Origin of the sequence: Rhizobium rosettiformans W3 (assembly GCF_004912135.1) — a bacterium.
Taxonomy (GTDB): domain Bacteria; phylum Pseudomonadota; class Alphaproteobacteria; order Rhizobiales; family Rhizobiaceae; genus Allorhizobium; species Allorhizobium rosettiformans.
This window is the reverse complement of sequence record NZ_STGU01000009.1, coordinates 133,559-159,586: the sequence shown is the minus strand read 5'-3', so window position 1 is coordinate 159,586 and position 26,028 is coordinate 133,559. Positions and strand designations below refer to the sequence as shown.

Sequence of the window (26,028 nt, the reverse complement as noted above, 5' to 3'; positions counted from 1 at the left end):
TTACCAGCCGGGGATCATGTTCCCGGCGCGCAGCCGCGGATAGTAACGCGAGATCGTCTTCGGCTCGCCATCCATGTCGTCCTCCACCTGCGCCGGCGTGATGTTGTCGAGGCAGGCGGTGATATGGTCGGTGATCGCATTGACGAGTGAGGTCGAAAGCCCCGGGCGCTTCATCAGGCCGATCTGAACGGGTGGAAGGGGCGGGAAGCCGTCATTGGCCGTCAATACCTTCATGCCCGTCCGAAGTGCGGATTCCGGCAGGATCGAAACGGCCATGCCGGCGAGAACCGCCGCTGCGACGACGGTCGAGGACCAGCTCGTGAAGAGGATCTGGTAATCGCGACCGTCAGCATCGAGCGCCGAGCAGGCAAGCTGCCGCCACTGGCAGTCCCGGCGGCCCACCGCGAGCGGCACCGGTGCGTCTTCCTTCAGCGGATGGTTGGCGGAGCCCACCCAGCAAAGCGGCTCGGTTCGCACCACATCGGATTGCCGGAGCAGCGGATTGTGCGTTACCAGCGCGATGTCGAGTTCACCCTTTGCCATCTTGTCGGCAAGGTCCATCGACGGTTCGCAGACGATATAGAGCTCCACATTCGGATGGGTCTTGGCGAAGCGACCGATGATCTCCGGCATGTAACGGTCCGCATAGTCGTCCGGCGTACCGATCCTCAGCGTGCCCTCGAGCCTGTTGTCGTCGAAGGCGGCGATCGCCTCGGAATTCAGTCGGATGATCCGCCGGGCATAGTTGAGCAGCTTGTCACCATCAGCAGTCAGGCGGTTGCCCCGACCATCCTTGATGAACAGCTGTTTGCCGACACGTTCTTCCAGCCGGCGCATCTGCATGGAGACGGCGGACTGGGTCTTGAAGACGCGCCCTGCAGCCTTGGTGAAGCTGCCGGTGTCGACGATGGCGATGAAGGTCTGCAACTGATCGATATCGAGGGGAGCCGACATGGGAAGTCATCCATCAGAAGGGTTGATGACTACCATTAGAAACATTCGTTGGACTGATCAATATCCTTTCGGCATCTTCGCAATCGTAATCCTCACCGACCGGTCTCCGGCCATTCATCCACCTCGAACCTCGTCACCTGTCTGCGCCCGCAGACGGGTTCGTCTTCTCGTGCCTGCTGAAAGGAAGATAGCCATGCGCACGAACGATCGGATCTTCGATTTTGACCTCGACCTCGCCACCGAACGGCCGAACCGGACGCTTGCCGCGCGTCTTTATCAGCTGGCTGGATGGCTCGGATCCCTTCGTGTGGCGCTTCGCAATCGCCTCGCAGCGAACAGTCTCGCCGATCTCGACGAGCGCCTTCTGAACGACCTCGGTCTGAGCCGCGGAGACGTTCGGGACGTGTTGCGCCGACATGGCCTGACTGACGATCCTTCGCTGCAACTGGCCCGTCTCGCGCGCCGCCGCGCAGAGCGATCCATACGCGGCCAGAGGACAGACTGAGCCTCCTCCCATCCCCGCAGGGTGACAGCCAATAGCCCTGCCTCTTGCCCGGCCACAGCTCCTGTGGGCCGGGCTTTTTTCATAAACGCTAAAATAACGATCTCTATTGTGAAATATGAAGGGAAAAGCCTCGGGAAGTAACCTGTTGCTAACGAGCGTATGTCAGCGATGAACTCGCCTGACGTGCTACCTGCTTCGGAGACCCTTCATGCGCATATCGACAAAGCTGCCGCTGGCGGCCACGCTGTTCGCCCTCGTAATCCTGAGCGCCTCCGTGGCGATCGGGTTGGTCCAGCAGAGCCGGGTTCTTGACGAACAGGTCTACCAGAAACTGGAGGCAACCGCGGATGGTCGCCGCAACGAGACACGGCGCTTCCTCGAAGCCATCCGTCTCGATGCCCGTGGCACCGCCGCCGACATGATGACGCAGCAGGCACTCTTCGGCATCACCGGCGCCTGGCCAAAGCTGGGAGACGACCCGGCGACAGAATTGCACAAGCGCTATATCGACGAGAACCCGAATCCGATCGGCGAGAAGTACAATCTCGAAAGTGCCAAGAAGGACAGCTACGACCGCGCCCACCGCCAGGGCCATGTCACCTTCCTGAAACATCTGAAAGCACAGGGCTATTACGACATCTTCCTGATCGATGCCGATGGCAACATCGTCTACACCGTCATGAAGGAGCGCGACTTCGGCACCAACCTGATCTCCGGCCCCTACAAGGATACGGGCCTCGCTCAGGTCTTCCGCAAGGTCATCGCAAGCGATGATCCCGATGCCTTCGCGAATTCCGACTTCGAGGCCTATGCGCCGTCCAATGGCGCTCCGGCAGCCTTCGTTGCCGTGCCGATCATCATGAACGAGCGCAAGCTCGGCGTGCTGGCTTATCAGCTGCCGAATGATCAGCTGAACACGATCTTCGCCAACACGCGCGGTCTCGGCGAGACGGGCGAAACGCTGCTGGTCGACAAGGCCGGTATGCTGGTCTCCGACAGCGTCCGCACGCCGGATTCCGACAGCCTGAAAGTCGCCATCAACGCGCCGCTGCTCGCGGACACCTTGAGCGGCCAGGACGTCAACGGCAATATCGAGGGCTATCGCGGTATCACCAGCTATGCGGCAGCCGTGCCGCTCGATTTCGGCGATGTGCGCTGGTCGGTTGTCGCCCTGATCGGCGAAGAAGAGGTCATGGCGCAGCTGGTCTCCGCCGGTCTGAAGTCGGCCGGCATCGGTGCCTTCCTGGTCCTGATCGGCTCGCTGGTAGGTTTCGTCTTCTCGCGCAGCTTCACCCGCCCGATTTCGGAGCTTGTCAGCTCCATGGGCCAGCTTGCCGATGGCAATACCGACATCGACCTCAAGGGTGTCGATCGCTCCGACGAAATCGGTGACATGGTCCGTTCTGTGGCGGTCTTCCGCCAGGCCGAAATCGACAAGCGTGAACTGGAGGCGGAAAACGAGAGCCGACGCTCCGCCACCGAAAGCGAGCGCCACCAGCGCGAAGCCGAACGTGCAGCCGCCCAGGCCGAATTGACAGAAGCCATCGAGGTGCTTGGCACCGGCCTGCAGCGCCTCGCCAATGGTGACCTGACCGGCACCATCCGCAAGCCGCTCGCCGGTAATCTCGATCGCCTGCGCCTTGACTTCAACGCCTCGCTCGAGCGCCTCTCCGGCACGGTGTCTGCCGTCCATGGCAATGTCGCCGAGATCAATCGCAAGAGCGGCACGGTCAGCTCCGCCACCGCCGATCTCAGCCATCGCACCGAGCAGCAGGCGGCAGCCCTGGTTGAAACCTCGACGGCGATCCGCCAGATCATGGAGGCGATCCGCCATTCCTCGGAGCGCGCCGAGAACGCCTCGCGTCTCGCCCGTGAAGCCCGCGCCAATTCCGATCGCTCCGGCGAAATCGTCGGTGGCGCCATCGACGCCATGCAGCGCATTGAGAACGCCTCCAGCGAGATCTCCAAGATCATCAATGTCATCGATGAAATCGCCTTCCAGACGAACCTCCTGGCGCTCAATGCCGGCGTCGAAGCAGCCCGCGCCGGAGAAGCCGGCAAGGGCTTCGCCGTCGTGGCCCAGGAAGTCCGCGAGCTTGCCCAGCGATCCGCAACGGCTGCCAAAGACATCAAGGCCCTGATCACCAAGTCTGGCGAAGAAGTCTCGAGCGGCGTTGGCCTCGTGCGCGAAACCGGGACGGTGCTCTCGTCGATCGCCGGCCAGGTCGTGCAGATCGGCGACCACATCCACTCGATCGCCTCGACGTCCAAGCAGCAGTCTGCGAGCCTGAACGAGATCAACGCCGCCGTCGCGCGCATGGAAAACGTCACGCAGCAGAACGCGCGCGCGGCCGAACAGACCAATGCCGAGATGTCGGGCCTGACCCGCGATGCGGAAATGCTCTCCAGTCTCGTCGGCCAGTTTACGCTGGAAGCCAATGCTTCCACGGTTCAGAACCGGTTCGCCGATCAGCGTGACACGGGCTTCAACCGCCCGGTCCAGCCCGCAGCACCATCGCAGCCCGCGCCATCAGCGGCCAAGCCGGCCTCGCGCTCGTTCCTCAAGCCGAAGGTGGCTCCTGCGGAAGCCGGAAACCGTGCGGTTGCCTCTCCCGCCCGATCGCTGATGGACAAGATCTCCATCGGCCTCGGCGCCAAGCTGACCCAGGCCAAGGACAACAAGTCCGACGGCGAGTGGGAAGAGTTCTGAGGCGACTAACCTCGCAAGTGAAAACGGCGCGGGAGACCGCGCCGTTTTTCGTTTCAGGAAAGGAAGCAAAGATCAGGATTTCTTCGGCTCGGCCGCCGGCTCGTCAGCTGCAGACGCATCATTGCGCGAAGCAGAGAGATAGGTCTCGAAGATCTGCTCCATGCTCTTCTGATAGCTCTTTTGCACTTCCAGTCCGCTGTCGAACATCGTGTTCATCATCGCGGAAAAGCTCTCCTGCGCTTCCTTCTCCGGCGTCTTCTCGGGCTCCGGCGCTGGCTTCGGCGCTTCGGCCGGCTTGCCCGTCATCTGCGCCGTATAGGCCGCCGCCATGTCCTGGAACGCCTTGGTGAAGGGATTGTCGAGGAAGGGATTGGCCGGCGCCTGGGGCTCGGGCTTCTTCTGCGTCGCGCCCATCATTTCCTGGAAGGCGCGGGTGAAGGGGTTGTCGAACATGGTGGCCGCCTGCGGCTGCGGCTTCGGCTGCAGACCGGTGCTTTCCAGCCATTGCTGCATCATCGCTGCCATCGGCGTGCCGGCAAAGGCGTTGGCGCCAGGAAACTGTCCGGTGCTCTGCTTGAAGAGGCCGCCCATCAGCGTGTCGGCCATGACGGGCATCATCTGCTTCAGGATGTCCTGTCCGATGCCGGTCAGTTGCGCGGCCTGCGCGGCGATCGCGCGCGAGACTTCCTTGGAGCCGAAGAGCTGCTGCAGCACCTGATTGCCGTCGGCGATCCCCTGCGGCGTGAAGGCCGAGCTCATATCCTCGAAATATTTGGCATAATTGCCCGATGCCATCGCCTGAAACAGGGCCGAGAAATCGTAAGGGTTGGTGGTGTTGCGCTTGAAGCCCGAGGCAAAGGCCGGCATCAGCGCCGCGACTGCCTTGGCCGCTTGTTCCTGTGCCAGGCCGTATTGCTTGGCCATGGCGTCCATCGCCATGCCGTTTTGCGCCTGCAGCATCATGTCGAACAGTGGCAGCATGGCATTTCTCCCCGGATGCGTGCAGATGATTCCGCACTATATCCGGAAAGGTCCCTCAGCAAACCGCTTTTTGCCACCTTGCTGAAATGCATGCGGCGGCAAGAGCGAAGGCTCAGTACTGGTAGTCCACGAAAACCGGATCGACCGAGCCGTTCCAGCGGCCGTGATAGAGTGCCAGCATATCGTCCGCGAGTGTCGTCCGCTTGGCGAGAACCTCGTCCAGCGTGTTGAGGAAGACGCTCTCGTCCTGGCCTTCGGCGTTGAGCTGCGCCCGGGCCTTGAGGCCAGTGCGGGAGATCTCGACAACCTCGCGCGCAACCTCCATCAGCGGCCGTCCGGCAACAGACGCCTTCAGCCCCTGCGCCGGAACGGCGTCGCGCATGGCCACCACATCCTCGACCGTCCAGCCGGCGGTCATTTCGTCCGCGGCTGCCAGAGCCGCGTCGTCGTAGAGCAGACCGACCCAGAGCGCCGGCAGCGCACAGATGCGCCTCCACGGGCCACCGTCGGCGCCGCGCATTTCGAGGAAGCGCTTCAGGCGAACGTCCGGGAAGAGGGTGGACAGGTGATTGGTCCAGTCGCCGAGCTGCGGTTCCCAGTCGGCGATCTCGCCCTTGAGTGCACCATTCATGAACTGGCGGAAGGTGATGTGCGTGCAGTCGTGATACTTTCCGTCGCGGACCACGAAATACATCGGCGCATCGATCGCCCAGTTCACGTAGTCGCCGAAGGAGAAGTCCTTGGAGAAGGTGAAGGGCAGAACGCCGGCGCGGCGGTTGTCGGTGTCGCGCCAGATGTCGCCGCGCCAGGACAGAAGCCCGTTGGGCTTGCCCTCGGTGAAAGGCGAGGAGGCAAAGAGCGCGGTCGCCAGCGACTGCAGCTTCATCGACACCCGCATCTTCTGGCGCATGTCGGCTTCCGAGGAGAAGTCGAGGTTAACCTGGATCGTGCAGGTCCGGTACATCATGTCGAGACCCTGGCTGCCGACCTTCGGCATGTAGCGGGTCATGATCTCGTAGCGCGATTTCGGCATGCGCGGCGTCTCGGCAAGTGACCATTTCGGGCTGCCACCGATGCCGAGGAAACGGATGCCCATGGGTTCTGCGACATCACGCAGCACGGCGAGGTGCTGGTTGGATTCCTTGCAGGTCTGGTGCAGCGTCTCGAGCGGCGCGCCCGAAAGTTCGAACTGGCCGCCGGGCTCAATCGAGATCGCGCCCATGCCGTGCTGTTCACCGAGCCCGATGATGTTCTCGCCGTCCATGATCGGCTCCCAGCCGAGCTTGGCCTGCATACCGGTCAAAAGGGCGGAGATGCTGGCTTCGCCAAAATAGGGAACGGGGCTGTTGTCGGCGCGGAAGAAGGCGAACTTCTCGTGCTCGGTGCCGATCCGGAACTTCTCCTTCGGCTTGGCCCCGGCTGCCATGTAGGCCGCCATGTCGTCGAGTGTGCCGAGAGGGGTCTGGTCGGTCGTATCACGGGCCATGAAAGCTACCTTGCTGGGCGTCGTAGGCGGGCCCAAGCAGGCCCATCACTGTGGCTGATTGAACCGGATTTATGTGCCGTGCAAGTGAAATTCTCTCAAGCACGACTCAAAAAACTGGAACGAGGTGAAGCGGAAATGGAGGCTAGCGCCAGTCGCCGATGGCGGCCTGCACAACGGCCATGGCGGCCACGGCGGCCGTGTCGGCACGCAGGATGCGCGGACCGAGCGGAATGGCCGTCACGAAGGGCAGGGAGCGCAAGAGCGCACGCTCGTCTTCCGAAAAGCCACCCTCCGGCCCGACCAGCAGCGCGAAGGACGTCTCCTCGATCTTCGAGAGAGCGGGCAGGGGATTTTGCGTGGCGCTGTCTTCGTCGCAATAGATGATCCGGCGATCGGCCGGCCAGCGGTCGAGCAGGTCCCTGAGCTTCAGCGACTCCCGGACCTGCGGGATCGCCAGGATGCCACATTGCTCGGCGGCTTCGACGGCATTGGCCTGCAGACGATCGATGCTGCCGATCTTGCCTTGCACATGCTGCGTCATCACCGGCTGCAGGATGCCGGCGCCCATCTCGACCGCCTTCTGCACGAGATAGTCCATGCGCCCGACCTTGAGCGGCGCGAAGAGAAACTGCAGATCGCAATTTTCGGGCTGCGGGCGTGTTTCTTCGATCGGCGTGATCAGGATCTTCTTGCGCGTCGGAAAATGCACGGCCGCTTTCCACTCGCCATGCCGTCCGTTGAACACCAGAAGTTCCGCCCCTTCTTCGAAGCGCAACACGTTGGCGAGGTAGTTGAACTGTTCCGCCGTCGCCTCGAAGGCCTGGTTCAAGCTGAGGTCGGCGGTCACATAGAGCCGCTGCATCCGGTAATTGGCACGCATGATGGTCTCGTCTCCGGGATCAAAGAGCGAGCTGAGACATAACCCAATACAGGAAGGCTGCAAGTGCGGCGGAGGCCGGAACCGTGATGATCCACGCAGCAACGATCGTCATGAAATGCGAACGGCGCACCAGATAGCGGCGGCGGATCTCTTCCGGATTGCGCTCCGGCTTCGGCTCGATCACGTAGCGCTCCGCCTTGTTGCGCATGTATTCCATGCGCCGCTTGGAGTTGCGGGTATACCACTCGCGGAAGAAGCCGACACCGAAGACGGCACCAACGGCAATGTGGGTGGAGCTGACGGGCAGGCCGAGCGCCGAGGCGACGATCACCGTGATCGCTGCCGACAGCGAAACGCAGAAGGCGCGCATCGGGTTGAGCTTGGTGATCTGCTCGCCGACGAGGCGGATGAGGCGCGGCCCGAAGAGCAGAAGCCCGAGCGAAATGCCGGCGGCACCGATCACCATGACCCAGAGCGGCACCGTGACCTGTCCGGAAATCTCGTGGTCCTGCGCTGCATGCACGATGGCCGAGAGCGGTCCGATCGCATTGGCCACATCATTGGCGCCATGGGCGAAGGAGAGCAGGGCAGCCGCGAAGATCAGCGGCAGCTGGAAGAGCTTGCGGAGCGACTGGTTGCGGTTCTCGAGCCCGCGCGACTGCCGCCGGATCAGGGGAACGCTCAGCCACCACGAGAGAACACCGAAGCCGAGACCGATCAGGCAGGCCTGCACGAGGCTGACGGCGATCAGCTTGTTGAGGCCTTTCAGTGCGAGATAGGCGATGAAGGATCCCGTCATGATGCCGATCAGAACCGGCACCCAGCGCTGGGCAGCCTCGATCTTCTCCTCGCGGTAGATGATGAATTCCTTGATGAAGGCGAGGAAGAGGGCAGCGATGACGCCACCGAGCACGGGCGAAATCACCCAGCTTGCGGCAATCCCGCCCATGACGCCCCAATCGACCGCCGACATCCCGGCTGCCGCCACGCCTGCGCCGAGGACGCCGCCGACCACTGCATGGGTCGTCGAAACCGGCGCGCCGATCCAGGTCGCCAGATTGACCCAGAGCGCCGACGAAAGCAGGGACGCCATCATTGCCCAGATGAAGACATCCGCATTCGGCATCTTGGACGGATCGACGATGCCGCGCGAAATGGTCGACACAACATCGCCGCCGGCGATCATCGCGCCCGCCGTTTCGAAGACGACGGCAATCGCCAGTGCCACGCCCATGGTCATGGCCCGTGAGCCGACGGCCGGTCCGACATTGTTGGTGACGTCATTGGCGCCGATATTCATCGCCATGTAGGCGCCGATCGCTGCTGCGGCAACGATGACCATAGCACCGGGGCGGTCCATGACGACCGCAGCAGCCACCACCGCCACGACGACGAGGAAGATCAGCCCGATCCCGAGTGGCGCGAATCCGCGCGACACGTGGTGCGCCGCTTCCTCCACATGAGCGATCTTGTCGAGATCCTTGTCCAGTGTTGGCTTGACGAGTTTCGGCTTGGTCTTGCCCATGCGAGATGTCTCCGGACGAGGCTACCTGTCCGGTTCCTCATTCTCTTTCTAGCGGCGGATGATGAAACCTGATCCGCGATCTATTGGCCTGTGCGGAAAATCCCATCTGATGGCAGAAGCCCCTAGCGATAAAGGGCCGCTGCCGCAATATGACAGTTTTGTGACAGTTGATTTCAGGCCGTTTGTGCAGCTTTTTTTGCCACGGGGGCTGCCGATTGTGACATTTTGGCAAAGTCACCGAACAGCATCTTCAGTTCCGGCTCGTCCACGCGCGAGGCGGCCTCGTCGCAGGAAACCCATTCCAGGCGACGCACGCCCTTTTCCGGAAACTCCTTCACGGCGCCTTTGACCTCCAGGGCATGGACCTGCACCCGGGTCGGCACTTTGTGGCCACCGCGCATCTTCTTCATGTAGGTGTAGAAGCCGATCGGCTCGACTGTTGCCTTGCCCTTGATGCCGGCCTCTTCGAAGGCTTCACGTTCGGCAATGGCATAGGGCTGCTTGCCGGGCATGTGCCAGCCCTTCGGAATGACCCATCGGCCGGTGTCACGGCTCGTGATCAGCAGCACCTCCAACTCACCCGTCTTCTTCTTGCGGCGATGGCAGATCGCAGCAAATTGCTGCCGCGGCGGACGCTGCAGCATGAGCTTGATGTCGGATGTGATGCGGCCGATGATTCCCAAGGACTTGTCACCTCGATTCGTTGTTTAAGGATACGCCTGTCAGCCGCAGCTTTGCGGCCAATGTTGCGGGAAGCTCAAGTTTTTCACGCAATAGTTAGCGCTGCTTATCAGGTGTGAGCGCCAGGCGTTCAATTCAATGCGACATTCGGTGCCCGAAAGTCGCATTTTCCGACATTCAAGTCGGTTCCGGCGTCGCAAACACGCCGAATTGGGTCAGCCCTTCGATCACGCCACGAGCGGCTTTGCCTTTGGTCGTGATGATGCCGTCTCTGGCCTGTGCGAGGCTGACGAGCTCCGGGAGAGCATTGCCGGGCAGGATCCCGCGGACACCCTCCAGTTCGAACATGCCGCGGTCATTGCCCGTGTCGCCGGCAACCACCACCTCGTCCATCGAGATTTCGAGCTCGCCGCAAAGCCAGATCAGGGCCTGTCCCTTGTCGGCAATCTCCGGCAACACGTCGAGATCGCGCGCGCTCGAATAAACGATCCGCGCTCGGTGGCCCGAACTGGCGAGCATCTGTTCCAGTTCCAGAATTTCTTCGGCACTGGCATCATGCAGATACCAGCTGGACTTGTAGTCGTGCTGATACTGCGCCGGCTGCCGGGTCAGCCGCTCCATCATCACAAGCTCGGCCTCGATCAGGTCGACGTCGTAACCATCGGCAATGACGGCCGTATAGGCGGCGGCGAGATGCGGATGGTTCTCGGAATGCACCATGGTGCCGACCCCGCCGATCAGGAAATCAGCCTTCGGCAGGCCTTCCTCCGCCGTAAATTCGAGGATGTCCTCAATCAGCCGCCCGCTGTTATAAACGAGGAGCGGGCGCTCGTTGTCCGGCAGCGCCTGCCAAAGTCGTGCGAACTCGATGGACGCGCCGCGGTCACCCGCGAGCGTGCCGTCGAGATCCGATGAGAATAAACGGACCGGTTTCAATCCCCGTCGTTCCATGGTTCGCCCCAGTCGCTTTCTTCAAGAGCTTGCGCCACCGGGCGGCCTTCCACAAGGGCGACGAGCTGCTGCGCGATGCCGGTCCAGGTGAAGAGGCTGCGGGCCTTGTGCGCACCCATGCGCGACAGCCGACCGTAAAGCCGCGGATGCTTCAGCGGCTTCATCATGGTGATGCCGAGGTCATACTTGTCGAAGGTATCGGCAAAGAGTGCATGGCGGCCGTAGCTGATGGCACGGAAGAGACCGCCGTGGATGGTGACGATCGTCGGCGTCCCGCTCGCCATCGCCTCGATCGCGGTCATGCCGAACGGCTCGTACCGGCTGGACAAGACGAAGAGGTCGGCTGCACGATACATGTCCGGCAGATCCTCGTCGGCAATGAAGCCCGAAAAATCGACCTTGTCGGCGATCCCGAGATCCACGACCTGCTGCTTAAGTTGGGCGAGGATGGTTTCTTCCTGCGGATCCATGTTCTCGCCGCCGACCGCAAGCCTCAGCCGTGCCTCAGGCACACGCTCGACAAGAACCGAAAAAGCGTCGATCAGGAGATCATAGCCCTTGTTCGTTGCCAAACGGCCCAGCGCGAGAATCGTCGTGCCTTCGAAGCCGAGGCGCTGCCGAACCATTTTCCGCGAGGCTTCAGAGACAGGATAGAAGCGGTTGTCGTCGTAACCCGGCGGGATCATGTGCACGCGGTTGCGCGCCAGTCCGTAATCCTCGGTCAGCATGTCGAGCTGGATCGGTGTCGTGGCGATCACCAGCTGGCAGCTGCGATAGACGATCAGCTCGTGCTGGATGCGTTCCTTGAAGTTGAACTCCTGCTCGAACTTGTCGGCCCGCTCCGGATAGTCCGTCTCCATCTGCCGCTTCTTCCACAGGCCGAGCGAATGCGGCGTATGGATATGCGGGACGCGCAGGGCTTCTGAGAGCCGCTGCCCGGCAACGCCGGCATCCCAGTAGTGGCTGTTGATGAAGAGGTAGGTGAGCCCTTCGCGCTTGATCCAGCGCAGCGCCTTTTCATTCCACTCGTTGAGGTGCCGGTGCAGATATTCCTTCGGGATGAAATCCGGGCCGCCGCAGGGAATGCGCACGACCCGCACATGTTCATCGACCTCATCGATCTCAGGCTGATCCTCGAAGCGGCGGGTAAAGATATCGACCTTGTGGCCGAGTTGGGCGAGTTTCTTCGCCAGTTCAAGCACATAAACAACTTGGCCGCCGGTATCGGCGGCCCCGAGAGGCGGCTGTGCAGCCACGTAGCCATGCGTGGAAACGAGCGCAATGCGCGGCGTCTCATGCGGATCCGTTGGTAAAGCCATAATCCCCACTCTTGAAAATTCGTTCTTAAGAAGCGGGAATAATAATACCTGAAACGGCAAAAGGTTCCAAATTCAGAACGAAATTTCTGCGTGATTGCAGATTTGTCGCATTTGAAACCGTCTGTGGGACGGCGTGCCGGTCGTTATCGGCTGCGGCCGCCGCGTCCGCCATCGCGCCGGATCAGCCGCAGCTTGGCAATACGGCCCCACTCGTTCGCACGGGCGCTTTCGTCGGCCGCGCGCATGACGAAGTCGATATGCGCTTGGGCTGCGGCCTTCGCGCTCGCAGGATCGCCCGCCAGGATGGCGTCATGGATCGCCACATGCTGCTCCAGCAGTTGCTCCCGGGCATTCGGCAGCGAGAAGACGGCCTTGCGGTTGAAGAAGATGCCTTCCGACAGGAGCCGATAGCAGGCCCGCATTGTGTGCAGGAGGATGATGTTGTGGGCCGCCTCGCCCACGGCATTGTGGAAGTCCACATCGGCTGAGAGTTCATCCTCGGGCTGGCTCTCGTCATGGGCGCGCCGCATGTCCGCGATGATGCGCGAAAGCAGCGCCTTGTCGGTCGCCGTCGCCCGCTGTGCCGCAAGCTCTGCCGTCAGCCCTTCGAGTTCGCGCCTGTATTCGAGATAGTCCCGGGTGGCGCGGGCATGGCGCGAAATCAGATCGGTGATTGGCTGGGAAAACACCTGGCCGATGATGTCGGCCACGAAGGTCCCGCCGCCATGATGACTGACCAGAAGACCCCGGTTCTCCAGTTCCTTCAGCGCATCGCGCAGGATCGGGCGGGAGACTTCCAGCGATTGGGCAAGCTCCCGTTCCCCGGGCAGGCGGTCGCCGTCACGCAGCACGCCGTCGAGGATCAGCAGCTCGATCTGCTGCACCACCTCATCGGCGGTCCGGCTGTGGCTCACGCCAGAAAACAAGGTTTCGTCGCTCTCGTCCATCGCGGCCTCCACTCCGCTCACTTAGCAAGCGAAGCGAAGACTGGTCAAATAATCTGCCCACTTCGAAAAGGAGCAGTATCCTCATCCGCTGTGACAAATGCATCTTTGCGGTTCGCATCACTCGCTGCTAGCTTTGGATCAGGGCAAGGGAGACGGTCGGCGTGGCAAAGGGTGATTTCGCATTTCCAATGGCGCCGGAGCGGGCGCTGGCACTCGGCGAGATACATGCCCGGCCTTATGCGCTGGTGAAGTCGGGCCGCGTGATCTTCCAGCTCGCCTTCATGATGGATGGCGGCTCGGCGGTCCACCATGCCGCGATCTCCGAACTGTCGCGGGCGAGGGGTGTCGCGCCGCCTGAGAAGAACGGACGTTACCACGCACTGCCCTGGGGGCAGGGGACATTGCGCTGGGAGCGCCACACTGAATTCTCCACCTGGTTCTGGGATGGACCGCTGCCGGAGAAGTTCGGCGGCGAAGTGCCCGTGCACCCGTTCGGCGATGGCTTCACCGCACCCGGGCCACTGATTTCAGGCATCCGTCTCGAACTGCGCCCGGAAGGCCCTGAAACGGTCGAGGCGCGCGGCGTCTTCGATCCCGCAAGCCTCTGCTACAGCGAGCTGAAAAACGGCCAGGCGGCCGTGCTCACAGACTTCCGCCAGGATGGCCACGGCCTCACCCACATCCTCGTTGTCGACCGCGGCATGACGGAAGCGGGACGCGGCGCCGTCGTCCAGCGCCTGCTCGATATCGAGACCTATCGCACCATGGCCATGCTCGGCCTGCCGCTCGCCCAGACGCTGTCGCCGGAGATGCGCCGCATCGAAGACGGGCTGACGGCCGTCACGCAGCGGATGAAGGCCCATGCCCGGGACGAGTCCGACGAGATGCTCTCGGAACTCACACGCCTTGCAGCCGAGCTTGAAGCCAATGCAGCCTTGAGCCTTTACCGTTTCGGTGCCAGCCGTGCCTATGACGGCATCGTCCGCGAGCGCATCAAGACGCTCGACGAGACACCGGTCCCGGGACACGAGACCTTGGGCGCCTTCCTCGAGCGGCGTCTGGCGCCGGCCATGCGCACCTGCCAGTCGATCGAAGAACGCCAGGCCAACCTCTCGCGAAAACTCTCGCGCGCCACGGCCCTTGTCCGTTCCTGGATCGATGTCGAGCTGGAGCGCCAGAACTCCGATCTTTTGACCGCCATGAACAGCCGCGCCGAAATGCAGCTACGCCTGCAGCAGACCGTCGAAGGTCTCTCGGTCGCCGCCATCTCCTACTATGTCGTCGGCCTCGTCGGTTATGCCGTAAAGGCCGTGCCCCACGATGTCCTGCCCTTCGACCCCGCCATCATCACCGGCCTCTCGGTGCCGCTCTCCGTGCTCGGCGTCTGGTGGGTGGTAAGGAGGATCCGCAGGAGCCACGAGCGGGACGGCTGATCAGGTCTTGCTGCGGCGCATTCGTGGTCGATATAAGACCTGAGACAGCGGCAGGTAGCAGGCAGAATGGCAAGACAGACCAAGGCAAAACTCGACAGGAAGGGGCTGACCGGCCTTGGGCTCGAGAAACTGGTCGATATCCTTCTGGAGGAATCCGCTGCGAACAAGGCGCTGAAGGCCCGGCTGCAGACGGCGCTCGCGGGCGAGACCGGTCCGGACGAGATCGCGCGGCTGATCGACAAGCGGCTCGACGCGATCGATCAGGCAACGACCCGCATCAACCGGGCCCGTGCGCGCGATCTTGCCGGCGAGTTTGCAGCCTTGGCCCGCAACATCCTCTCCGAACTCGGCGCTGCCGATCCTCAGGCTGCCGCCGAGCGGATCCTGCGCTTCCTCGGTCTCCGTTTCCCCGTTTCCGCCCGCATGGCGACCGACAATGCCCGCCTCTGGAAAGTCTTCGAGGATACCGAGCTTGCCGCCCTTGAGCTGATCAAGACCGTAGGCGCCGAAGAGCAACCGCTGCTCGTGCCGCATATCGAGCGTTTGCGTCTGCGTGACCGCTACGGCGAGCATACCGGTTTCCTGCGCGCGTTGACTGGCGTGGTCTCCGGCCCGGCAGCAAAGGCGTGGCGCAAGGTGCTGGCGGAGGTTCTGCCCTCCGAACCCTTGAAGCTCGGCGCGCTCGATCTCCTGCAGTCGCTCGCTCTGCATCAGGGTGACATCGACGACTTCCTGGCGCTCGAACGCCAGAAGCCGGACAACCGCCGCGATACGCTGGCCGTCGCCAGCATGCTGCACGAGGCCGGACGTCACGAAGATGCGCTGGAATGGGTGCGCGAGCGCCCGCGCGGCGTGCGCCTCATCCCGGTCAATGGGGTGCTGGCATCGGTCGGTCCAGACTATGGTGCTCATGAGCGCCGCCTGCTGGAGGCCGAGATTCTCGAAAGGCTGAAGCGCCGCGAGGACGCGCAGGAACTGCGCTGGCGGGAGTTTGCCGAAACCCTCGATCCCGAGGTCCTCAAGCTCTACCTGTCGAAGCTCGATGATTTCGCCGAATTCGACGAACTCGACCGTGCCCTGGCGCTCGCCAAAGAGCACGAGGACATCTATCTCGCGCTCGAATTTTTCGTCGCCTGGCCGCGCCTCGATCTCGCCGCCGCCCATGTCCTGCGCCATAGCCACGACTGGGAAGGCCGCCACTACGACGATCTCGCCCCTGCCGCTGAAGCGCTTGCCGCGAAAGAGCCGCTGGCTGCCGTCGTTCTCTACCGTGTGCTGGTCGAAGATATCCTCCGTCGCGGCATCGGCATGGCCTATCCCCATGCCGGGCGCTATGTCGGCGAACTTGCGCGTCTGATGCCGAACCTGCCCGAAGGCCACGGCCTCTCGACCCACGCCGCCTTCCTCGCAGAGTTAAAACGCAATCATTCGAAGAAATACGGCTTCTGGAGTTCGGTGCCGGGTGGACTGTCGGCGCAGTCCTAGCGCTCCCAATATGGCACCGGCCCATACAACTCCGCCAGATAGTCGATGAACAGCCGCACTTTCGCGGGCAAAAACTGGCGGCTCGGATAGACTGCCGAGAGCGCTACGTTGCGCGAGCTTTCATACTGCGGCAGCACCTGCACCAGCTTGCCGCTCTTCAGTTCCGCTCCGACATCCCAGGTGGAGCGCAGCGCAATGCCGAGGCCGGCGATCACGGCCTCGCGGATGACCTCGCTGGAATTGGTGATCAGCATGCCCTCCGGTCTGAGGGCCACCGGCCCGCTTGGCCCTTCCAGCCGCCAGGAGTCGTGGTTGTGGGCCGGCAGGCAGCGATGCTTCTTCAGGTCCTCGAGGGTCTCGGGCATTCCATGCGCGGCCAGATAGTCAGGTGCAGCGCAGAGCACGCGGCGAACGGGCGCAAGCCGGCGGGCGACCAGCGAGGAATCGTTGAGTTCAGCAATGCGGATCGCGAGATCGAAGCCGCCGCCGACGATGTCGGTGAACTCGTCCGACAGCACCAGGTGGATTGCGAGATCCGGATGCGCTTCCATGAAGGGCTTCAAGTGCGGCGCGACATGCATGCGACCGAAGGAGGTCGATGCCGAGATCTTCAGCGTGCCGTTGACCTCCGAGGAACGTCCTGACGCAAAGGCTTCCGCCTCTTCGAGCCCGCCCAACACCGTCAAAACCCGCTCGTGAAAGCCCTGACCGGCCTCCGTCAGCGAGATCTGCCGCGTCGTGCGCTGCAGAAGCCGCGTGCCGAGCTTGTCCTCCAGCCGCTTGATGCGCTTGGAGACAACGGCGGGCGACAGGCCGAGGTCGCGCGCCGCCGTCGACATGCTGCCGGCTGCGATGACGCGGACGAAGACTTCAAGATCACCGAGATTGGTCATGAGTGCGCGCTACTTTTTCCGATTTGGTCATAAGTGCATAGCATTTGCCCTGCGAAAGTCCTAGTGGTAAGAAAATTAGACCAGTTGAGCGAAAGGCCTCCTGTCGCTAGGATCGTTGCATGTCGGGAGGAGACCATCATGAGTGAGGCCATCGCCTTTTTGCCGCCGAGAGCGCAGGTCCTGTCGCGCCGCGCCGAGATCCTGGCCGACCTGAAGGAACTCGTGCCCGCCGGGCGTCTCGTGGCCGAGGAAACCGCGCTGGTGCCTTTCGAAACCGATGGCTTCATCGCCTATCGCCGCCGCCCGCTTGCCGTCGTTCTGCCGGAGACCACGGCCCAGGTCGCCGCGGTGATGAAATACTGCCACCGCTACGGTATTCCCGTCGTCCCCCGCGGCGCCGGTACCTCGCTGTCGGGCGGTGCGATCCCGCAGGAAGATGCCGTCGTGCTCGGCCTGTCCGCCATGACCCGCATCATTGAGGTCGACTACGCAAATCGCTGCGCCACGGTCCAGGCAGGCGTCACCAACCTAGCCATCTCCGACGCCGTCGGCGCCGACGGCTATTTTTACGCCCCCGACCCGAGCTCGCAGCTCGCCTGCACCATCGGCGGCAATATCGCCATGAATTCCGGCGGCGCCCACTGTCTGAAATATGGCGTCACCACCAACAACCTCCTCGGGGTCAAGATGGTGCTGGTGGACGGCACGGTGATCGAACTCGGCGGCAAGCATCTGGATGCCGAGGGTTATGACCTGCTCGGCCTCGTCTGCGGCTCGGAGGGCCAGCTCGGCGTGGTCACGGAAGCCACCGTCCGCCTGCTCGCCAAGCCGGAAGGCGCGCGCCCCGTGCTCTTCGGTTTCGACAGCGCCGAGGCTGCCGGCTCCTGCGTCGCCGATGTCATCGGCGCCGGCATCATCCCCGTTGCCATCGAATTCATGGACAAGCCCGCGATCGATATCTGCGAGGCCTTCGCCAAGGCCGGCTACCCGCTCGATGTCGAGGCTCTGCTGATTGTCGAGGTCGAGGGCTCCGAAGCCGAGATGGACGCCATGCTGGCCTCGATCGTCGAGATCGCCAAGCGCCATGGCGTCAAGACCGTGCGCGAAAGCCAGACGGCAACGGAAGCGGCGCTCATCTGGAAAGGCCGCAAGTCCGCCTTCGGCGCCACCGGCCGCATCGCCGACTACATCTGCATGGACGGCACTGTGCCGCTCAGCCAGCTCGCTTACGTCTTGCGCAAGACCTCCGAGATCATCGATCGCTACGGCTTGCGCGTCGCCAATGTCTTCCACGCCGGCGACGGCAACATGCATCCGCTGATCCTTTACAACATCAACGACCCTGAAGACGCCGCCCGGGCAGAAGCGGCCGGCATGGAAATCCTCAAGCTTTGCGTCGACGCCGGCGGCTGTCTCACCGGCGAACACGGCGTCGGCATCGAGAAACGCGACCTGATGCGCCACCAGTTCTCCGACATCGACCTCGCCCAGCAGATGGCCGTTCGCTCCGCCTTCGACGAGGGCTGGATCCTCAACCCCTCCAAGGTCTTTCCGCTGGAGGGGAGGGGATGATGATCGTGTCGGTTCTCTCTGTGGTTTACCCCCCTCTGTCCTGCCGGTCTCCCCCACAAGGGGGGAGACCGGCAACCCGCCTGCGCCCTGCGCGCGGCAAGCATTCGCCCGGTGAAGCCTCTCGCCGTTCTGCGCCTTCTCATGAGCCTGTGTCGGATCTGACCCGAAGGGCAGAGCGGCAGCCCCATCCACTCTCCCCCCTCGTGGGGGAGATGCCCGGCAGGGCAGAGGGGGGCGTGCTTGCGCCAGCGCATCTGCAAGCCGCCGTAACCGCGAAAGCCACCCCATGCTGACCCCCGTGACCGAAACCGAAGCCGCCGAGCTCATCCGCGGGCATGCCGGGAAGAAAACCCCGCTGCACATCCGCGGCGGCGGCACCCGTGCGGGCTTCGGCAATGCCGTGACCGCCGAGGCCACGCTCTCCTCCTCGTTGCTGACCGGCATCGTTGAATACAACCCCGCCGAAATGGTCATCACCGCCCGCGCCGGCACGCCCGTTGCCGAAATCGAGGCAGCTCTCGCCGCAAACGGGCAGGGCATGGCCTTCGAGCCGATGGACCATCGCGGCGCCATGGGCACCTCGGGCACGCCCACCATCGGCGGCCTCTTCGCCGTCAACAGTTCCGGTCCCCGCCGCTTCACGGCAGGGGCTGCCCGCGATCATCTGCTCGGTGTGCGCTTCGTCAATGGCGCAGGCGATGTGGTGAAGGCCGGTGGCAAGGTGATGAAGAACGTCACGGGGCTCGATCTCGTCAAGCTGCTCGCCGGTTCCCACGGCACGCTCGGCTTCCTCACCGAAGTCACCTTCAAGGTCCTGCCGGTGCCGAAGACCTCGACCACTCTTGTCCTCTCCAGCCTCGAGGACGAGCAGGCGATGCACGCGCTGGCCGCCGCCATGTCGCTCTCCGTCGAAGTCTCAGGCGCCGCCCATCTGCCGGAAAGCGTCCGCGGCCGTTTCATCGGTGGATCCCTTCCCGAAGGTGCCGCCACGGTCATGCGGCTGGAAGGCCTGGAGGCCTCCGTTGCCGTGCGCGCCGAAAAGCTGGCGGCGGCCATGGCAGGCTTCGGCCCTGTCGGTCGCCTCGACGCTGACCAATCGAAGACCCTCTGGCGCGAAATCCGCGATGTCGTACCTTATGCCGATGGCACGGCGCGTCCGCTCTGGCGTGTCTCCATGGCCCCGTCCGAAGCCTGGAAACTGGTGGCAGGCCTGAGGCTCCGCGCAGGCATCGATGCCTATTATGATTGGCAGGGCGGGCTCGTCTGGATGCGCGCCGAGGCCGATCCGGAGGCCGAGGTTCTGCGCCATGGCATCCGCACGCTTGGCGGCGGCCATGCCACGCTTCTGAGGGCCGCGCCGCAGATTCGCGCGGAAGTCGCCGCCTTCGAGCCACAGGCCCCGGCTGTCGCTTTGCTTTCCGCCCGGTTAAAGGCAAAACTCGACCCGCACGGGATCTTCAATCCCGGCCTGATGACGTGAAGGAGTTTTGTCATGACTGATCCCCATTACCAGCCGCCAACAGGCTCCGGAGGCGAAGGCTGGTTCTCGCCCGGCCGCCTGAATGTTCAGGTGGTCTATTGCCTCTATCTCGTCAGCTTTGTCGTCGGCCTCACCGGCATCGTCGGGCTGATCATGGCCTATGTGAACCGTGGCAAGGGCGAGCCTTGGGTCGACACCCACTATACCTATGCCATCAGGACCTTCTGGATCGGCCTGCTCTATGCCTTGATCGCCGGCCTACTGATGGTGGCCGTCATCGGTGTCATCCTGATCTTCGCCGTTGCCATCTGGATCGTCGTCCGCTGCGTCATCGGCCTGCAGAAGGCGTCTGCGGGAGAACCCATTGCCCGTCCCACCAGCTGGTGGATCTGAAATGAAGTTGAAAGAAGCGGCCATGCCGGCCGCTTCTCTGGAGGAAACGCGTGCAGACCAATTTCACCGCCGAGCAGCTCGCCGATCCCCATGTCGCGGAAGCCGAGAGCATCCTGCGCAAATGCGTGCATTGCGGCTTCTGCACCGCCACCTGTCCCACCTATGTGACGCTCGGCAACGAGCTCGACAGCCCGCGCGGCCGCATCTACCTGATCAAGGACATGCTGGAAAACGGCCGCCCGGCGGATGACCAGATCGTCACCCATATCGACCGCTGTCTCTCCTGTCTCGCCTGCACCACGACCTGCCCTTCGGGCGTCGACTACATGCATCTGGTCGATCACGCCCGCATCCATATCGAAAAAACCTATCGCCGCCCGCTGATGAACCGGCTGACCCGCAACATGCTGGCCATGGTTCTGCCTTATCCCGGCCGCTTCCGACTGGCCCTGAAGCTTGCTGCCCTTGGTCGCCCCTTTGCCGGTCTGTTTGATCAGGTGAGGGCCCTCAAGCCCATGGCCGCGATGCTGCGGCTCGCGCCCTCCAAGGTCGCGCCACCTTCCGACTTTGCAAAGCCTGCGACCCATGCCGCCGCGGCCACCCGCCGTGGCCGTGTCGCGATCCTCACCGGCTGCGCCCAGCCCGTCCTCGATCCCGGCATCAACGAAGCGGCGATCTCGCTGCTCAACCGCTTGGGCGTCGAAGTCGTCGTGCCCCAGGGCGAAGGCTGCTGCGGCGCGCTCGTCCACCACATGTGCCGCGAAGAGCAGGCCCTCGACAGCGCGCGGCGCAACGTCGATGTCTGGACCCGTGCCATCGAAGCGGGCGGTCTGGACGCGATCATCGTCACGACCTCGGGCTGCGGCACCACGATCAAGGACTACGGACACATGCTGCGCCTCGATCCCGCTTATGCCGAAAAGGCCGCGCGCGTTTCGGCGCTCGCCAAGGATGTCACCGAATATCTCTCGACCCTCGATCTGCCGATCGCGGAAGGAAAGGGTCTGACCGTCGCCTATCACTCCGCCTGCTCCCTGCAGCACGGCCAGAAGGTGACCATGGCGCCGAAACTGCTCCTGAAGTCGGCCGGCTTCACGGTCAAGGACCCGCCCGAAGGCCATCTCTGCTGCGGCTCCGCCGGCACCTACAACATCATGCAGCCCGAGATTTCTGCCAGGCTGAAGGCGCGCAAGGTGAAGAACATCGAATCGACGAGACCCGACATCATCGCCGCCGGCAATATCGGCTGCATGACCCAGATCGGTTCTGCCACCGGCATACCCGTCGTCCATACGGTCGAGCTCTTGAACTGGGCCTATGGCGGTGAGCGCCCCAAATCGCTCGATCGACGCCCCGCAGCCTGAGCGAATTGTTAAGCGATTGCTTTTACGCTTGTCCCAGGATGGAGCATCCCGGGAGGCCGTCATGGCGAAGAAAATCGTGGTCGTCGCATTGCTGTTTCTCTGTCCGCTTGCCGTGCAGGCACAGGCGGCCGAGCGCATCTACTGCGCCAGCTCCGACAAGGCTGTCGACATGTCGCTCGAAAGCGGCTTCAGCAGCAGGGACCAGGAAAAGCTCGTGCATTTCCGCGGCATGGCCGGTGTCAAGGATCCTGCCGCGCCACGTGAATTCCGGCGTTTCCAGATCAATTCGGAGATGCTGCGCCAGTACTGGATCGACGGACGCGACCTGCGTTTCAGCATCCAGACCTTCACGCCACCCAACCAGCCGGTCTATCGCGTCACCATGTCCATGCGGACGGAACGCAGCGACGCCACGGCGACCCGCTTCAACGGGGACTATGAGCTGAAGGTCGAGAAGCTCAAAGGCGGCAGCACGGTTGGCGCGGATGTCCTCGTCTCCCACAGCGCCGCCATCTTCTGCGATATCAAGCGACGCTGAACCTCAGAACCGGTAGCTGACGCCGACATTGACCGCATTGGTCAGGATATTGGTCTTCAAAGACGCGCCGGAATCGATATCCACGTCGACCCAGGAATAATTGCCCTTGTATTCGACGAAGGCCGACCAGTTCTTGGTGAAGTCGTAGGCCACGCCCGCTTGCGCCTGCACGGTCGCACCACCCAGCTGGTATTCGAAGGTCCGGCCCGAGCCACGCGTGACCTCGACATGCGGAATGTTGATGCCGGCACCGGCCCCGACATAAGGCACGAATTTCGTGCCTTCGATCGGCATGCGATAGAGCGCATTCAATGTCAGCAGGTTGATGCCGTCTGAGAATTCGAAAGCCGACCAGCCGGACGCGTCGAGCGTCTTGCTGTCTGCATAGACCTTGGCATGGCTGAAATCGAGGGACAGGCCGACATTGGGCTGACCAAGATTGTCCATCCACCATGTGCCGCGGACACCGTAATAGGGCGGCATCTCGAAGGACTTGCCTTCCCAGCCTGCGCGGAAATCCGGTGCGTCCGATACCTCGATGTCGCTGTGCGGCGCGGTCTGGAAGCCGCCATAAACGGAGACACCCATTTCGGCCTGTGCCGGCAAGGTGGCGAGCGTGGTGAGGCACGCACCGGCAAGGGCGAGCGCAAGCGAGCGATTGATCATCAACAGTCCCCGAGAAAACAAAGCGTGTCAGACGCGGGGCCCCCGAGCCCCGACCTGTGCGGAGACTGCACCGTCGAGACAACAATATCATGACACGCAAAACGGCCGCGCTTTCTCAACGCGGCCGTCTATAGGAAACCAGGATATAGGCAGCCTCAGCCGCCAAAAATCGTGCGCAGGATGTCGACGCCCTTGTCGTCGAAGGACACATCGCCCTGACGGTTGCCCGGGCCGATCACGATGACCTTGGAGCCGATATCGGCGCGATCATACAGATGCTCGACATCCTTGTTCATCATGCGGATGCAGCCGGACGACATGTTGAGGCCGATCGTCCAGGGTTGGTTGGTGCCATGGATGCGGAAGATCGTGTCGCGGCCGCCCTTGTAGAGATACATGGCGCGGGCGCCGAGCGGATTGTCCGGTCCACCTTCCTGCACCACCGGCAGGATATGGCCCTTGGCGGCTTCGCGGCGGCGCATCTCTGCCGGCGGACGCCATTCCGGCCATTCCGCCTTGCGGCCGATCTTCACCACGCCCGACCAGCCGAAGCCTTCCCGACCGACGCCGACGCCGTAGCGCGTCGCGCGGTTGTTGCCCTCGACATAGTAGAGAAACTTGTTGTTCGTATCGATGATGATCGTGCCCGGCTTTTCGTCCGTCGTCAGGCGCACGACCTTGCGCTTGAACTTCTCCGGCACTTCCTTGCGCTGCTGCGCAACAAGCGTCACGTCACTGGTCGTCTGAATGCGATTGAGGCTGATGGCAGACGCCGGCAGCGGCATGGCAAAGGTCACCGCCAGCATGGCCGCGGTGACGCTCTTCGTGATGGTCTTGAGCATATTCTGTCCCCTGAATTTGCAGGGCTCAGAGCCTAGCTCCTTCCTTTTGCAAAGCAAGGGTTAATCCAACGATTGTGATCTGTTGAGTGCCTTAGATCACAATCACCTTGGTGCCGACCTTCACCCGCTCATAGAGGTCGGTGACGTCTTCGTTGCGCATGCGGATGCAGCCGGAAGATACGCCGCTGCCGATCGACCAGGGCGCGTTGGTGCCATGAATGCGGTAGAGCGTCGAACCGAGGTAGAGCGCACGGGCACCAAGCGGATTTTCCGGGCCGCCGGGCATATGCGCGGGCAGGAAATGGCCCTTGGCCGCCTCGCGCGCGATCATCTCCTGCGGCGGGCGCCAATCCGGCCATTCGCGCTTGGCGGTCACCTTGTGTGTGCCGGCCCATTCGAAGCCCGGCTTGCCGACGCCCACCCCATAACGCTTGGCCATGCCGTCTGCCATCACGAGATAGAGAAACCGCTCGCGCGTGTCGATGACGATCGTGCCGGGCTTTTGCTCGGTCTGATACTGCACCATCTGCGGCAGGAACTGCGGCTCGATCTGGGTGCGAACGGGCTTGTCGGGTCGCATCGCCACCGGCTGGGCTGCCGGCTGCTGCGGGAAGAGCACGCGCCGCTGCTGGACCACGCGACGCTGCTGCACCGGCTGCTGGCGAAGCACCTGCTGCGGCTGCTGGACGATACGCTGGCGGCCTGCCGGTACCGCCTGGCGCAGGCGTTGCGGCGCCGCATAGCCGCGCGTCTGTGCCGGAACGCCGCCGAGCTGCAGCACCCAGGACGCCTGCAGGTCCGGGCTCACCATGACAGGCGGGCGGCTGCGGTAACGGTCACTGGCATGGACGGGCAGGGCAATCGACAGGCTGGCCAGCATGGCCAGAAGCAGTGAGGTTTTCGACATCGGACAACTCGCTACGTGGGACCGGATGCGGCGGCACGCACTGCCACCAACTCGCGTTAAACCTGCCAGAGCGCGACCCGCCAATTGGTAAAGACCTGGTCGTGAAAATGCGATCGACGCCGTAAACCTTTCGGAAGGGTTAGCGACCGGTTTGGAAAAATCGTGAACAAATGGTAAACGCTTCACCGCAGCGGGGGGGAATCGCATGGAGACGACAGCCGAAGGCCTGATCCGTGGAGAGGACGGTCTCGACCGCTGTTTCTGGCATGGCGGCCTCGAAGACTACCGCCGCTATCATGACGAGGAATGGGGCCGGCCCGTCACGGATGACATCAGGCTGTTCGAGAAGATCTGCCTTGAAGGTTTTCAGTCCGGCTTGTCCTGGCTGACGATCCTGAGGAAGCGCGAGAACTTTCGCGCGGCCTTTGCCGGCTTCGATTTCCATCAGGTCGCCCGCTTCGGTGATGAAGAGATCGCCCGATGCCTTGCCGATGCCGGCATCATCCGCCACCGTGGCAAGATCGTCTCGACCATCAACAACGCCCGCCGGGCGGTGGACATGCAGGCCGAGTTCGGCTCGCTCTCGCGTTACTTCTGGAGTTACGAGCCGGACGCTTCCGAACGTCCGCCGCGCATGGATTATGTGACACTGAAGGCCAATCCGACATCGCCCACCTCGATCCGTCTGTCGAAGGACCTGAAGAAGCGCGGCTGGACCTTTGTCGGCCCGACCACGGTCTACGCCTTCATGCAGGCCATGGGCCTCGTCAACGACCACATCGAAGGCTGCTGCTGCCGCGCGCCGACCGAGGAACTGCGATCCCGGCTCGTGCGCCCCTGACCGTCAGTCGATGCTGACGGCGAGGATCCGGCTGATCTCGGTCAGCGACCGCCCGGATTGCGCACGCCATGCAGTGAACGCCGCCTGAACGGCCGCCTTGTCCTTCGCCGATGTCGGCGCCTTGTCGACGACGCCCTCCGCAATCAGCCGGTTCACCACGCTTTGCGACAGGATGAAGCTGTCGATCCCGGCAAAGCGCAGGAAGTATTGGCCCGTATTGCCACCGAGCCGCGAACCCTTCTTCTGCAAGAGGTCGAGTAGCCCGACGTAATTCTCGGTCGGCCAGCCGGCAAAGAAGGCGCCGGCCGAGCCATGGTCGCGTGCGATCCCGGACAGAAACACGGCGTTTTCCTGCACCGCCTTGATCTTCGGCCCATGCCGCACGATGCGCGTATCGGAGACGAGCCGGGCAAAATCCTCGTCATGCAGCATGGCGCAATGCCCGATATCGAAGCCCTCGAAGGCCGCCTCGAAGCCCGGCCACATCGCCTCCACGACCTTCCAGTTGAAGCCGGACTGGAAGATGCATTTGGTCATCAGCGCCAGAAAGCGATCATCCGGCATGGCCGCGATCTCGGCCTTCGGTTTCGGATGCTGAAGGCTCTCGAGCACACCGGCCTCACCCTTGCGGGCAACCGCGAGCGCATAGATTTCGTCGAAGGAGCGCATGGGGCC

Annotated in this window: 24 protein-coding genes; 10 read left to right on the top strand and 14 right to left on the bottom strand. The window is 63.0% G+C overall.

What is annotated here, in order from left to right:
• The gene (locus tag FAA86_RS16775) at positions 1-954 is read right to left on the bottom strand and encodes a LysR substrate-binding domain-containing protein (protein WP_113462084.1); all 954 of its coding nucleotides are present in this window, start codon (positions 952-954) and stop codon (positions 1-3) included.
• A gap of 193 nt (positions 955-1,147) precedes the next feature.
• Here FAA86_RS16775 and FAA86_RS16770 point away from each other — a divergent pair, with 193 nt between their 5' ends.
• Positions 1,148-1,459 carry a DUF1127 domain-containing protein gene (locus FAA86_RS16770; protein WP_136542321.1) on the top strand — a complete coding sequence of 104 codons (312 nt, stop codon included), beginning with the start codon at positions 1,148-1,150 and terminating at the stop codon, positions 1,457-1,459.
• Between the two features lie 208 nt (positions 1,460-1,667).
• Entirely contained in the window at positions 1,668-4,169 is a 2,502-nt protein-coding gene (locus tag FAA86_RS16765) for a methyl-accepting chemotaxis protein (protein ID WP_136542320.1), read from the top strand.
• Positions 4,170-4,241: 72 nt separating this feature from the next.
• On the opposite strand, the gene FAA86_RS16760 is transcribed toward FAA86_RS16765, so the two are convergent.
• The 8 genes from FAA86_RS16760 to FAA86_RS16725 form a co-directional block, all read right to left on the bottom strand.
• The gene (locus FAA86_RS16760; protein ID WP_136542319.1) at positions 4,242-5,150 is read right to left on the bottom strand and encodes a DUF937 domain-containing protein; all 909 of its coding nucleotides are present in this window, start codon (positions 5,148-5,150) and stop codon (positions 4,242-4,244) included.
• A 112-nt stretch (positions 5,151-5,262) separates the two neighbouring features.
• Positions 5,263-6,636 carry a glutamate--cysteine ligase gene (locus FAA86_RS16755; protein WP_136542318.1) on the bottom strand — a complete coding sequence of 458 codons (1,374 nt, stop codon included), beginning with the start codon at positions 6,634-6,636 and terminating at the stop codon, positions 5,263-5,265.
• Positions 6,637-6,778: 142 nt separating this feature from the next.
• Positions 6,779-7,516 carry a 16S rRNA (uracil(1498)-N(3))-methyltransferase gene (locus FAA86_RS16750; RefSeq protein WP_136542317.1) on the bottom strand — a complete coding sequence of 246 codons (738 nt, stop codon included), beginning with the start codon at positions 7,514-7,516 and terminating at the stop codon, positions 6,779-6,781.
• Positions 7,517-7,535: 19 nt separating this feature from the next.
• Entirely contained in the window at positions 7,536-9,041 is a 1,506-nt protein-coding gene (locus FAA86_RS16745; RefSeq protein WP_136542316.1) for an inorganic phosphate transporter, read from the bottom strand.
• Between the two features lie 173 nt (positions 9,042-9,214).
• Complete coding sequence (locus tag FAA86_RS16740) at positions 9,215-9,724, bottom strand: NUDIX hydrolase (RefSeq protein ID WP_183954593.1); 510 nt, start codon at positions 9,722-9,724, stop codon at positions 9,215-9,217.
• 175 nt (positions 9,725-9,899) lie between these two features.
• A complete protein-coding gene (locus FAA86_RS16735; protein WP_246035116.1) occupies positions 9,900-10,673 on the bottom strand; it encodes an HAD-IIB family hydrolase in 774 nt (257 codons plus the stop codon).
• Complete coding sequence (locus FAA86_RS16730) at positions 10,655-11,992, bottom strand: glycosyltransferase family 4 protein (RefSeq protein WP_113462076.1); 1,338 nt, start codon at positions 11,990-11,992, stop codon at positions 10,655-10,657. The genes FAA86_RS16735 and FAA86_RS16730 overlap by 19 nt, the downstream gene beginning before the upstream one ends.
• Before the next feature lie 143 nt (positions 11,993-12,135).
• On the bottom strand, positions 12,136-12,939 hold the full coding sequence (locus FAA86_RS16725) for a FadR/GntR family transcriptional regulator (RefSeq protein WP_113462075.1): 804 nt from the start codon (positions 12,937-12,939) through the stop codon (positions 12,136-12,138).
• Positions 12,940-13,100: 161 nt separating this feature from the next.
• Between FAA86_RS16725 and FAA86_RS16720 the strand changes: the two genes are divergently transcribed.
• Positions 13,101-14,372: a DUF3422 family protein gene (locus FAA86_RS16720; RefSeq protein ID WP_136542315.1), complete on the top strand. Its 1,272-nt coding sequence runs from the start codon at positions 13,101-13,103 to the stop codon at positions 14,370-14,372.
• A gap of 66 nt (positions 14,373-14,438) precedes the next feature.
• A complete protein-coding gene (locus FAA86_RS16715) occupies positions 14,439-15,857 on the top strand; it encodes a DUF6880 family protein (protein WP_136542314.1) in 1,419 nt (472 codons plus the stop codon).
• Here the strand turns inward: FAA86_RS16715 and FAA86_RS16710 are convergent.
• Positions 15,854-16,750 carry a LysR family transcriptional regulator gene (locus tag FAA86_RS16710; protein ID WP_136542313.1) on the bottom strand — a complete coding sequence of 299 codons (897 nt, stop codon included), beginning with the start codon at positions 16,748-16,750 and terminating at the stop codon, positions 15,854-15,856. The two genes, FAA86_RS16715 and FAA86_RS16710, sit on opposite strands and share 4 nt — an antisense overlap.
• Positions 16,751-16,888: 138 nt before the next feature.
• Here FAA86_RS16710 and FAA86_RS16705 point away from each other — a divergent pair, with 138 nt between their 5' ends.
• From FAA86_RS16705 to FAA86_RS16680, 5 genes are all read left to right on the top strand, one after another.
• Positions 16,889-18,322, top strand: coding sequence for an FAD-linked oxidase C-terminal domain-containing protein (locus FAA86_RS16705; RefSeq protein ID WP_136542312.1), 1,434 nt, complete (start codon positions 16,889-16,891; stop codon positions 18,320-18,322).
• Between the two features lie 286 nt (positions 18,323-18,608).
• Entirely contained in the window at positions 18,609-19,802 is a 1,194-nt protein-coding gene (gene glcE / locus FAA86_RS16695) for a glycolate oxidase subunit GlcE (protein ID WP_136542310.1), read from the top strand.
• Between the two features lie 12 nt (positions 19,803-19,814).
• Positions 19,815-20,195, top strand: coding sequence for a DUF4870 family protein (locus tag FAA86_RS16690; protein WP_113462067.1), 381 nt, complete (start codon positions 19,815-19,817; stop codon positions 20,193-20,195).
• Between the two features lie 50 nt (positions 20,196-20,245).
• The gene (gene glcF / locus FAA86_RS16685; RefSeq protein WP_136542309.1) at positions 20,246-21,559 is read left to right on the top strand and encodes a glycolate oxidase subunit GlcF; all 1,314 of its coding nucleotides are present in this window, start codon (positions 20,246-20,248) and stop codon (positions 21,557-21,559) included.
• A 61-nt stretch (positions 21,560-21,620) separates the two neighbouring features.
• A complete protein-coding gene (locus tag FAA86_RS16680) occupies positions 21,621-22,097 on the top strand; it encodes a hypothetical protein (RefSeq protein ID WP_136542308.1) in 477 nt (158 codons plus the stop codon).
• 3 nt (positions 22,098-22,100) lie between these two features.
• Here FAA86_RS16680 and FAA86_RS16675 read toward each other — a convergent pair whose 3' ends face one another.
• The 3 genes from FAA86_RS16675 to FAA86_RS16665 form a co-directional block, all read right to left on the bottom strand.
• The gene (locus FAA86_RS16675; protein WP_113462064.1) at positions 22,101-22,763 is read right to left on the bottom strand and encodes an outer membrane protein; all 663 of its coding nucleotides are present in this window, start codon (positions 22,761-22,763) and stop codon (positions 22,101-22,103) included.
• Between the two features lie 155 nt (positions 22,764-22,918).
• Positions 22,919-23,605: a L,D-transpeptidase gene (locus FAA86_RS16670; RefSeq protein WP_136542307.1), complete on the bottom strand. Its 687-nt coding sequence runs from the start codon at positions 23,603-23,605 to the stop codon at positions 22,919-22,921.
• Between the two features lie 91 nt (positions 23,606-23,696).
• Positions 23,697-24,512 (bottom strand): L,D-transpeptidase, encoded by an 816-nt coding sequence (locus FAA86_RS16665; RefSeq protein ID WP_136542306.1) that lies wholly within the window; start codon positions 24,510-24,512, stop codon positions 23,697-23,699.
• 205 nt (positions 24,513-24,717) lie between these two features.
• Here FAA86_RS16665 and FAA86_RS16660 point away from each other — a divergent pair, with 205 nt between their 5' ends.
• On the top strand, positions 24,718-25,353 hold the full coding sequence (locus tag FAA86_RS16660; RefSeq protein WP_136542305.1) for a DNA-3-methyladenine glycosylase I: 636 nt from the start codon (positions 24,718-24,720) through the stop codon (positions 25,351-25,353).
• Between the two features lie 3 nt (positions 25,354-25,356).
• Here FAA86_RS16660 and FAA86_RS16655 read toward each other — a convergent pair whose 3' ends face one another.
• Complete coding sequence (locus FAA86_RS16655) at positions 25,357-26,022, bottom strand: DNA-3-methyladenine glycosylase I (protein ID WP_136542304.1); 666 nt, start codon at positions 26,020-26,022, stop codon at positions 25,357-25,359.
• Positions 26,023-26,028: the final 6 nt, after the last annotated feature.